Origin of the sequence: Limosilactobacillus avistercoris (assembly GCF_014836425.1) — a bacterium.
GTDB classification, from domain to species: Bacteria; Bacillota; Bacilli; order Lactobacillales; family Lactobacillaceae; genus Limosilactobacillus; species Limosilactobacillus agrestimuris.
Genome location: NZ_JACSQW010000035.1, coordinates 1 through 9,015, shown reverse-complemented (window position 1 = coordinate 9,015; position 9,015 = coordinate 1). Strand labels below are relative to the sequence as shown.

Sequence of the window (9,015 nt, the reverse complement as noted above, 5' to 3'; positions counted from 1 at the left end):
TGTTGTGGTAACACCATTAAAGACCTTGATGGGTTTTTCTGTCCACTTAAATGTTCAACTTAAATTTTACAATCTGCTAAAATAATAAGTATGCTTTAGAAAAGAAGAAAGCAATCCCACACTACGGACTACGTAAACTAAGGGTTGGCGTTGCCTCGCTCCTCTTATCAACAACTATTTATTTAGGGTTAAGGCAGGGGCAAATTTTGGCTGATAGTACGAACAGTGAAAGTGGACAAAATAGTATACAAAGCGATGATACTAGCCAACAAGATCAAAGTAAAAATACACAATTAGTTAATTATGTACAGAATAATGAGAAATCTACAGATGCAGATGCAACTTCACAAACGCCTGCTGTTCAGAAGAATGATGCTGAGCAGGTGCAAAATGAATATGTAGAGATTAATGCTACCTTACAAAATGGCGATAACGTAGATAATCAGAATGTTATGGCTAAAAACGATAGCATTGTGGTAAGCCTGGATTATCATAATGATAATTTGGAAAAGGGCCAGAACATTAATATTTCTTATTCTCCAAATTGGGAGGTGATGGGCTGGAAGAAAGGTGATATTAAGTCACTAGATGGACACTTTAATGCAAAAAATAATGGAGATGGAACATTTACCATTGCTCTAACACGTAATAGTGATTCCGAAAGTCGTTTTAACTTAAAGTTTACCTTCCAGTATTCACAGGATGTCGATTCTGCGACTAATGAGCCATTAACGATCACGCTGACACGTGATGGCAGGAGTGTTGGAAGTAAGACATTTACTCCTATTATTACTCCATATAAATCTCTAGTTTCTTCAGCTGAAATTGCCCATGGTTGGGCTGCAGGAATAAAAAAGTAAAAGATAATGATGATAAATTAAAAGATATCCTGTCCGGTACCGCTGCTACTAAGGGTGATACAGATCGTTTAGCAATGCAATATATGATTGAGTGGAATTATGGTAAAGCTGGTGATACGGCTAGTACTACTCTTTCACCGTTAAAGACCGCTGATTTTACAGCTCACTTTAGTAAGGGGCAAACCTTAATTCCGGATACCATTAAGGTATTTAGGGTTTATCAACCAGATGCAGTTACGGCTGATGGTGAACGGGTTAGTATCGGCAGTAGTTATGGCAAAATTATTAAACATGAGGATCCAGCATTTGAACAGTTCCTTAAAGAACACTTAACAGTTACTACACTTTCTGATGGTGTAACTAAGAATCTAAGTTGGCAAGATTATCAAGAACAATTAAATATGGCTAAGGAGAATGGTACTGAGCCACTGTTGGTTAATGGAATTTACTTACATGAGGATGATATGTATCATGTCATGGTTGACGGTAAGGAATATAACTTTGCTGAAAATCATGGAAATAATACAGACAAATCAGTAGCAACTCCTCATAGTACGTTTTTTATTCAAATGGATACCTTGCTTGATGCCAATATGCCTGAAGAATGGACAAAGCCAGGAAATGTTCCATCAATCACTTACAATAAAGTATCGGGTGATTTTGATGGTAATGGGACAACTGATCGTTCAACTTCACCAGTCTTTCAAGATGGCGGTAATGGTTTTAGCCATGAAATCACGTATAAGGCTGTTCTGCACTTTGCGGATGTCAATGATAAGGATAATATTATCTCACTTGATAGTGATCATGGGGTAAGTCCGTTAGATGGATATGATCAAGAACATGCATCAGCAGATACACCAATAACATTTGAAAATGCTACTCAGGCAATTCAACAATTGGAGAAAGAAAACTATAAGTTTATTGGTATTAGTCGGGGAGATAAAACTAGTGGTTCCTATAATGGCTTGGATTTATACGAGGCAAAAGATAGTGAATATCTTGATGATCAATATGGCAAATATGGCGATAAAAAAGCTAATGAAGGAACTAAATACAATTTTGAACATCAGTTTACTTTAAACTTTGTTCATGATACCAAGCCAGTTACAGAGACAAAAACAATCACTGAAACTATTAGCTATGTTGATGAAAAAAACGGGGAAAATTAAAAGGTGACTACGGTCCTGAACAGGTAACATTTACTAGAACCGCAACTAAGGATTTAGTTAATAACAAAATCTTAAATCCTGGTAATTGGGAAGTAGATGGTTTCTTTATCAAAGTAAATAATCCTTCTATTGATAAGTATGAAATTGATCCTGGGGGAATTAAACAGTTACTAAATAGTAAAGAAGTAAAATTAATAGAAACAGATAGGGAGCAAGTAGGTGAAATTTCATTTACCGATCAGAAGCAGATTTCGGATTTGCCTGATAAATCACAGATATTAATAGTTGTTCCATACAATAAAATTGAAGATCCAAACCCAGGCTCTGATTCGACACCACAGCCCAACCCAGAGCCATCACCGAAACCACACCCTCAGCCACAGCCTGATCCGACTCCAGAACCTCAACCAGAGCCTACATCAACGCCTAAACCGCAGCCGGATCCAACACCAGAGCCACAGCCGCAACCTACTCCCGTTCCAGTACCAGTTCCACAACTGGAACCTGAACCACAACCAACACCAGCCCCAACTCCGGATCCAGAGCCTACATCAACGCCTAAACCGCAGCCAAATCCTGAACAACCAAGTACTCCAATAACTCCAGAAACGCAACCACAACCTGTTCAACCAGTGGTATCAAATAATCCAGAGAATCCTACTTGGCCAACAACACCAGTTCAACCAAGTGAGCCAACAACTCAAAATGTTGAGAAGAACCAACCTTCTTCAGAATCGCAGTTACCACAAACTGGTTCACAATCTGCTCGCTCTTGGCTTCACGGCATTGATGGCTTCATTAGGTCTTGGATTCAAAAAGAAGAAAAATATTTAGCCTGTCAAGAAAAAATACTTTACATTCTTTTGGAAGACTGGTATATTATTATCTGTTAAGAAATTTACAGGGAGGTGCAAAGAATGTCCGTTAAAATTCGTTTAAAGCGTATGGGTTCAAAGAAGCGTCCATTCTACCGTATTGTTGTAGCTGATTCACGTGCACCACGTGATGGTCGTTTCATTACCTCTTTAGGTACTTACAACCCATTGACCACTCCTAAGGAAATCAAGTTTGACGAAGATGCCATCATGGATTGGTTACAAAAGGGTGCTCAACCTTCTGACACTGTTCGTAACATGCTTCAAAAGGCCGGTGTTATGAAGAAGTTCCACGAATCAAAGTATGCTAAGAAGTAGTGATGTTTAGTCATGACTGAGACAAGTATTGAAGGACTGGTTCGTAGTTTAGTAACCCCGTTGTTAGAACATCCGGATGATCTAACAATTACTCAATCTGAAGATGATCGTTTTCAACGATACGTTGTTGATGTTCATCCCCAAGATGTTGGTCGCTTAATTGGGCGGCAGGGACATATTGCTTCAGCGCTGCGTACGGTCGTTGAAGGAGCACGTCCACGACGCTCCAATTCAAAAAAAGTCCGGTTGCTAATAGATGACCACCGTCACTAACATAAAACTCCCACACTAATCTGTGGGAGTTTTTGTCGATTTTAGGGAGAAAATTGAATGAAATTCTATAATGTTGGAAAAATTGTTAATACCCATGGAATTCGCGGTGAAGTTCGGGTAATTCCGACTACTGACTTTGTCGATGAGCGGTTTGCTAAGGGTGCCAAATTATATTTAGATGAATCTCAAGGAGAGCCATTAGAATTAACAATTGAATCTGCACGGCCACACAAGGGCTCACTTCTTGTTAAGTTTGTAGGGTACGACAATATTAATGATGTTGAAGCATTTCGTAACCATAAGTTAATGGTTAGTGAGGATGATCAACAGCCGCTTGAAGATGGTAGTTATTACTATCATCAAATCATTGGTTTGACTGTCAAGACAGTTGATGGTCGAGAATTAGGAAAAATTAAGGAAATCCTTTCACCTGGTGCTAATGATGTTTGGGTTGTTCAGCGACCTAAACACTCAGATCTCTTATTGCCAAAGATTGATGACGTGATTAAGAATGTTGATCTTGAAAACGGCATAGTTGAAGTTGAATTATTGGAGGGCCTCGAATAATGCGGATTGATATTTTAAGCTTATTTCCTGATATGTTCCAAGCAACGCTCGGTGAATCAATTATTGGTAAAGCCCAGGATAATGGTTTTCTTGATATAAAAGTTACCGATTTTCGGGATTACACGGACAACAAACACAATCGGGTTGATGATACACCATTTGGTGGTGGTGCGGGAATGCTCCTGCAAGCACAGCCGATTTTTGACGCGATGTCTGCAATCGACGAGGAAATCAAAGGACAATATCCAAAGGGACGGGTAATTTTAATGGATCCCGCTGGACGAAAGTTTGATCAAGAATATGCTCAAGAATTATCGCAGGAAGAGCACCTTACCTTTATTTGTGGTCATTATGAAGGATATGATGAGCGAATTCGCAACCTTGTAACAGATGAAGCTTCATTAGGTGACTATGTCCTTACTGGTGGGGAATTAGCAGCGATGGTAATGATTGATGCTACTGTGCGGTTTGTTCCAGGCGTGTTAGGGAATATGTCTTCACCAATGGGCGATTCCTTTAGTAATGGATTGCTTGAATATCCACAATATACTCGGCCAGCGGATTTCCGTGGAATGAAGGTTCCAGAAGTTTTGACTAGTGGAAACCACCAAAAGATTAAGGAATGGCGCCAACGGGAATCCTTGCGGCGGACACTTGAACGACGCCCTGATTTGTTAAAAACGGCTAAGTTGAATCATGAACAACAGCTGATGCTTGAAGATTTGAAACTCGAACAAGATCCGGATGTTCCGGATTAGGAAGGAGTTTTAATGAAGAAGTTTATTCAACGGCTGTTTTGGAAACAAGATCCAGCACTATACCGGAGTAAAGATGCTAAGTTAACCCCAAGTCTCCGGACAATTGACTTAATTGGCCTAGGAACCGGGATGGTTGTCGGGACAGCCATCTTTACTTTACCTGGGATTGTAGCGGCAGATCATACTGGTCCGGCCGTTCCTCTAGCCTTTATTGTTGCCGCGATTGGTGCTGGCTTATCCGCATTAGCCTATGCCGAAACATCATCAGTCTTGCCATTTGCTGGTTCAGCATTTTCATGGATTAATGTCCTCTTTGGTGAATTCTTTGGCTGGATTGCCGGTTGGGCTCTTCTTGCCGAGTACTTTATTTCCGTTGCCTTTGTGGCGTCTGGGTGGTCTGCTTATATGCAGGGCTTCCTAGCAAGCTTTGGTGTAAAATTGCCAGTGGCATTGACGGGAGGCTTTAATCCACACCAGGGTTCGTATGTCGATATTTTAGCAGCGATTGCGATTTTGGCTGTGGGAATTCTCATTTCGCGTGGTGTCCACCAGGTTAGTCGGATCGAGAATATGATTGTGAGTGTGAAGTTATTAGTCATTCTGATGTTTATCGTTGTGGGGATGACTGCCATTCACCCGCAAAACTATACCCCATTTATTCCGCCACATGTTGCTGGAACATCATTTGGTGGCTGGCAGGGGATCCTTGCCGGGACTGCTCAGATATTTATTGCTTATGTCGGCTTTGATGCGATTGCGGCAAACACTGCGGAAACAATTAATCCCCAAAAGACAATGCCACGTGGCCTAATCTGGACTCTTGTTTTGGGGACTGGATTCTTTATTGCGGTTTCGCTGGTCCTTGTTGGGATGTTCAAGTATAGTCGTTACGCGAATAATGCTGAACCGGCTGCCTGGGCATTACGGCAATCTGGACACTACATTACTGCTAATTTATTGTCTATTGTAGCCATTGTCGGTATTTTTTCTGCGCTGATCACTATTCTACTAGCATCATCACGGCTGATTTATGCTTTTGGTAGAGATGGTCTTCTTCCTCAGGGATTAGGGCATATTGATAAAAAACATGTGCCTAACCGAGCTTTATGGATGATTACCTTCTTGGCAATGATCTTGGGATCCGTATTTCCGTTTACCTTCTTAGCCACACTGGTTTCAGCTGGGACATTAGTGGCATTTATCTTTGTTTCGTTTGGTATCTATGCGCTCCGTCCGCGTGAAGGAAAAGATCTTCCGGAAGCTCAATTTAAAATGCCCGGTTACCCAGTATTACCAGCAATCTCTGCTTTGTTCTCATTAGTAATTTTCTGGGGGTTAAACGCTGATGCAAAGATCATGATGGCGCTTTGGTTCCTGATTGGGTTGATTATTTACTTTGTTTATGGAATCCGTCATTCAGTGATTAATCAAGAACATCAATCAAAATAACCCTTGAAAGGGAGAGTAAAAGCTAGTATAGTAATAAATGGCTATTTAGCCATAAGAAACGGTATTCCGCTGCCCACATCGGACATGAATGTCGGCGAAAGGAAAGAATTTTTTATGCGTCAAAACAAGTTAATCGAAAAGATTACTGCAAGTCAATTACGGGATGATATTCCAGAATTCCGTGCCGGTGATACTGTTCGGGTTCACGCCCTCATCGTTGAAGGTTCACGTGAACGTGTTCAGATGTTCGAAGGTATCGTTATCAAGCGTCACGGTGCTGGTATCAGTGCTACTTACACTGTTCGTAAGATCAGTAACGGTGTTGGTGTTGAACGTACTTTCCCAGTACACTCACCACGTGTTGCTAAGATTGACGTTCTTCGTCATGGTCGTGTACGTCGTGCTAAGTTGTACTACTTACGTGAACGTACTGGTAAGGCTACTCGTATCGCTGAAAAGCGTCGCGATAAGTAGTAAGAGAGAACCCTTGTGTAGCAAGGGTTCTTTTTGTTTTTAAATTTAATTTGGGGTAAGAAAAGGTAATAATTAAAAGAGAAGTGCTCCATAATCGTTAAAATTTTGTTTAACAATTATGGAGCACTTCAATTTTGGTTGTTTTTTTTATTACCCTTAAATTGGAAAGGCTACTTTACTTGGAGTAAGTTAGTTTTTTGGATGACTCAAGTGTAAATTACCTAGGTCCTGATTAAGAGGCATGAGAAATGATTCTTGATAATACTAATTTAAGGAGGCTTAAATGAAGTTAAATAAGGTATTAAATATCATTTTAACTATTTTCCTGAATTATGCATGTCTTTTCCTAAACCTTAACGAGAATGCTGCTACACCATAGTTTTATCTTTGATTGAGGGTTTCACCAAAATGGTGTACCAAAAAAGCACCTTCCGTGTTATTGTTATAGCGACCAAACAATAACGAACACAGGAGATGCCTAATGACTAACTTACACGAAACCCAACTGCGATTCAACCCTAAAATCAAAATTAAGACTGATGATGTTCAACTTTTAAATAACGCAGGCCTGTTGTCTTACGCCGAATTTAAGCACGCAGCTGGTCTTGAACAAATTATTGATCAAGCGGCGGCACAATTAAGCGAAAAACGTATTGACCCTCATTATTCTAAAACTAACTTACTCAATCAAATGCTGGAACTGAATATTGCCGGTTACGGCAATGATGTCGCGGCCGACGCGCTACAACGACTCAGTCGTGAAACAGGTCCATGGGACGACTGATTTAGCACCACAACAGACTATTTCTCGTTTTTTAAGTGCGCTAACTTGTGATGATGTTCTGCACTTGAACCGTTTGATTTTGAACTTGGCGCTCGATTATATCAGTACTAACCATATTGACACGGTCATGCTTGATGTTGATTCGACGCATTGTGATACCTTTGGTCATCAAGAAGCTGCTAGTTTCAATGCGCATTATGGGGTTACTGGTTTCCATCCGCTAGTGGCCTATATCGCGCAGCTGAATTTGCTTTTAGGAATCAAGCAACGTCCAGGCAATCAGTACACCAGCACTGGTGTCAAAGAATTCTTAGCCCCGATCTTTGCGGCTTTTTGCGAATTGCCGTTTGATGTTCAGTTGATTTTACGCGGTGATAGTGGTTTTACGACACCTGAGCTTTATACGCTCTGCGAATTTTATGATGTAAAATATGTGATCCGCCTGAAGCGAAACGCCGCTTTAGACCAACTAGCTGATGAATTCACACCAGTAGTGCCCAAGCATTTTGATCAGAATTCGGTCATCTATGGTGAATTCAACTACGCGGCCAAGAGCTGGTCGATTGATCGGCGCGTCCTAGTAAAATCGACGCATCAAGTAGGCGAACTATTCTTTGAACGGCAATATGTGGTCACTAACATGACTGAAGCCGGGGTCAAATTATTGTACTTAGCCTATCAAAAGCGTGGGGCCATGGAAAACCTGATCAAAGAAAGTAAAGCAGGCTTTTTTATGGATAAGACGAATAGCCACACCGTAGCAATTATCGAAGATTTATACCGCCAATGGACCACAAGTATTTGATTTGAAAAGCGCTTTCACAGCTGTTATAGTATTAGTGTAACCAATAGTTATGAAGAGGGGGTTCATTATGACAACTTACAATTATGACTTTCCAAAATCAAAAGCACAACTCAATCAACTGATTGCCGATATCAGCCAATTAAAGGTTAACGTTCAACAAACACACTGGTATATGCGCGGTGAAAACTTCTTCCGTCTCCATCCGCTGATGGACGAATATAGCGATCAACTAAGCGAACAGCTCGATCAAATTGCAGAACGCTTGATTGCTTTAAACGGTAGCCCACTGGCAACAACTCACGAATTCATTGAAAATACTGGCCTACCAGATGACAAAGTCGCTTTTGATCAATTAACGATGACTGAATTCATGCAACGGCTAGTTGATCAATTCAAGTACCTACGTGACCAATACCAAAAAGGAATCGAAGTTACTGACGAAGAAAGAGACTTCCCAACTCAAGATATGCTTAATGGCTTCAAGGATGAAACCGATAAAAATATTTGGATGATCAGTGCTTATCTAGGCAAAGCACCATTCGCTGACTAATATAAAAGACCATATGGCTATAAACGAGTAGCAATATGGTCTTTTTCTTATGCGGCGAATTTACAATTGAAATGCAACACAAAGTAAAAAAATAAACCCATACCGGGTAGAATATGTTTAACGACCAAAT

General features: G+C 40.5%; 12 protein-coding genes and 2 pseudogenes. All 14 read left to right on the top strand.

The window, feature by feature from the left end; genetic code table 11:
• Nucleotides 1-113 precede the first annotated feature (113 nt).
• Nucleotides 114-179, top strand: a pseudogene (locus H9564_RS09385) (YSIRK-type signal peptide-containing protein); the annotation flags it as partial.
• A gap of 27 nt (nucleotides 180-206) precedes the next feature.
• The gene (locus tag H9564_RS08710) at nucleotides 207-860 is read left to right on the top strand and encodes a hypothetical protein (protein ID WP_225209633.1); all 654 of its coding nucleotides are present in this window, start codon (nucleotides 207-209) and stop codon (nucleotides 858-860) included.
• Nucleotides 836-2,032: a hypothetical protein gene (locus H9564_RS08705; RefSeq protein ID WP_191685084.1), complete on the top strand. Its 1,197-nt coding sequence runs from the start codon at nucleotides 836-838 to the stop codon at nucleotides 2,030-2,032. Before H9564_RS08710 ends, H9564_RS08705 begins: the two co-directional genes overlap by 25 nt.
• 29 nt (nucleotides 2,033-2,061) lie before the next feature.
• Nucleotides 2,062-2,187: pseudogene (locus tag H9564_RS09380) on the top strand (mucin-binding protein); the annotation flags it as partial.
• Nucleotides 2,188-2,289: 102 nt separating this feature from the next.
• Nucleotides 2,290-2,925 (top strand): hypothetical protein, encoded by a 636-nt coding sequence (locus H9564_RS08695; RefSeq protein ID WP_191685083.1) that lies wholly within the window; start codon nucleotides 2,290-2,292, stop codon nucleotides 2,923-2,925.
• 24 nt (nucleotides 2,926-2,949) lie between these two features.
• On the top strand, nucleotides 2,950-3,225 hold the full coding sequence (gene rpsP / locus H9564_RS08690) for a 30S ribosomal protein S16 (protein ID WP_003717360.1): 276 nt from the start codon (nucleotides 2,950-2,952) through the stop codon (nucleotides 3,223-3,225).
• Nucleotides 3,226-3,237: 12 nt separating this feature from the next.
• Nucleotides 3,238-3,498 (top strand): KH domain-containing protein, encoded by a 261-nt coding sequence (locus H9564_RS08685; RefSeq protein ID WP_191685082.1) that lies wholly within the window; start codon nucleotides 3,238-3,240, stop codon nucleotides 3,496-3,498.
• 57 nt (nucleotides 3,499-3,555) lie between these two features.
• Entirely contained in the window at nucleotides 3,556-4,065 is a 510-nt protein-coding gene (rimM, locus tag H9564_RS08680; RefSeq protein ID WP_191685081.1) for a ribosome maturation factor RimM, read from the top strand.
• Complete coding sequence (gene trmD, locus H9564_RS08675; protein ID WP_191685080.1) at nucleotides 4,065-4,823, top strand: tRNA (guanosine(37)-N1)-methyltransferase TrmD; 759 nt, start codon at nucleotides 4,065-4,067, stop codon at nucleotides 4,821-4,823. The genes rimM and trmD overlap by 1 nt, the downstream gene beginning before the upstream one ends.
• 12 nt (nucleotides 4,824-4,835) lie before the next feature.
• The gene (locus H9564_RS08670; protein ID WP_191685079.1) at nucleotides 4,836-6,272 is read left to right on the top strand and encodes an APC family permease; all 1,437 of its coding nucleotides are present in this window, start codon (nucleotides 4,836-4,838) and stop codon (nucleotides 6,270-6,272) included.
• A 114-nt stretch (nucleotides 6,273-6,386) separates the two neighbouring features.
• The gene (gene rplS / locus H9564_RS08665; protein ID WP_191685078.1) at nucleotides 6,387-6,746 is read left to right on the top strand and encodes a 50S ribosomal protein L19; all 360 of its coding nucleotides are present in this window, start codon (nucleotides 6,387-6,389) and stop codon (nucleotides 6,744-6,746) included.
• Nucleotides 6,747-7,227: 481 nt separating this feature from the next.
• A complete protein-coding gene (locus H9564_RS08660; protein WP_191685077.1) occupies nucleotides 7,228-7,530 on the top strand; it encodes a hypothetical protein in 303 nt (100 codons plus the stop codon).
• Complete coding sequence (locus H9564_RS08655) at nucleotides 7,469-8,335, top strand: IS1380 family transposase (RefSeq protein WP_318241085.1); 867 nt, start codon at nucleotides 7,469-7,471, stop codon at nucleotides 8,333-8,335. Before H9564_RS08660 ends, H9564_RS08655 begins: the two co-directional genes overlap by 62 nt.
• Before the next feature lie 67 nt (nucleotides 8,336-8,402).
• Nucleotides 8,403-8,885 (top strand): Dps family protein, encoded by a 483-nt coding sequence (locus tag H9564_RS08650; protein WP_191685075.1) that lies wholly within the window; start codon nucleotides 8,403-8,405, stop codon nucleotides 8,883-8,885.
• Nucleotides 8,886-9,015: the final 130 nt, after the last annotated feature.

What these genes read in the sequence shown, in the direction of transcription:
- H9564_RS08650 (WP_191685075.1), top strand. Translation starts at nt 8,403, where the DNA reads ATGACAACTTACAATTATGACTTTCCAAAATCAAAAGCACAACTCAAT.
- rimM (WP_191685081.1), top strand. Translation starts at nt 3,556, where the DNA reads ATGAAATTCTATAATGTTGGAAAAATTGTTAATACCCATGGAATTCGC.
- trmD (WP_191685080.1), top strand. Translation starts at nt 4,065, where the DNA reads ATGCGGATTGATATTTTAAGCTTATTTCCTGATATGTTCCAAGCAACG.
- H9564_RS08670 (WP_191685079.1), top strand. Translation starts at nt 4,836, where the DNA reads ATGAAGAAGTTTATTCAACGGCTGTTTTGGAAACAAGATCCAGCACTA.
- H9564_RS08685 (WP_191685082.1), top strand. Translation starts at nt 3,238, where the DNA reads ATGACTGAGACAAGTATTGAAGGACTGGTTCGTAGTTTAGTAACCCCG.
- rpsP (WP_003717360.1), top strand. Translation starts at nt 2,950, where the DNA reads ATGTCCGTTAAAATTCGTTTAAAGCGTATGGGTTCAAAGAAGCGTCCA.
- H9564_RS08660 (WP_191685077.1), top strand. Translation starts at nt 7,228, where the DNA reads ATGACTAACTTACACGAAACCCAACTGCGATTCAACCCTAAAATCAAA.
- H9564_RS08655 (WP_318241085.1), top strand. Translation starts at nt 7,469, where the DNA reads ATGATGTCGCGGCCGACGCGCTACAACGACTCAGTCGTGAAACAGGTC.
- rplS (WP_191685078.1), top strand. Translation starts at nt 6,387, where the DNA reads ATGCGTCAAAACAAGTTAATCGAAAAGATTACTGCAAGTCAATTACGG.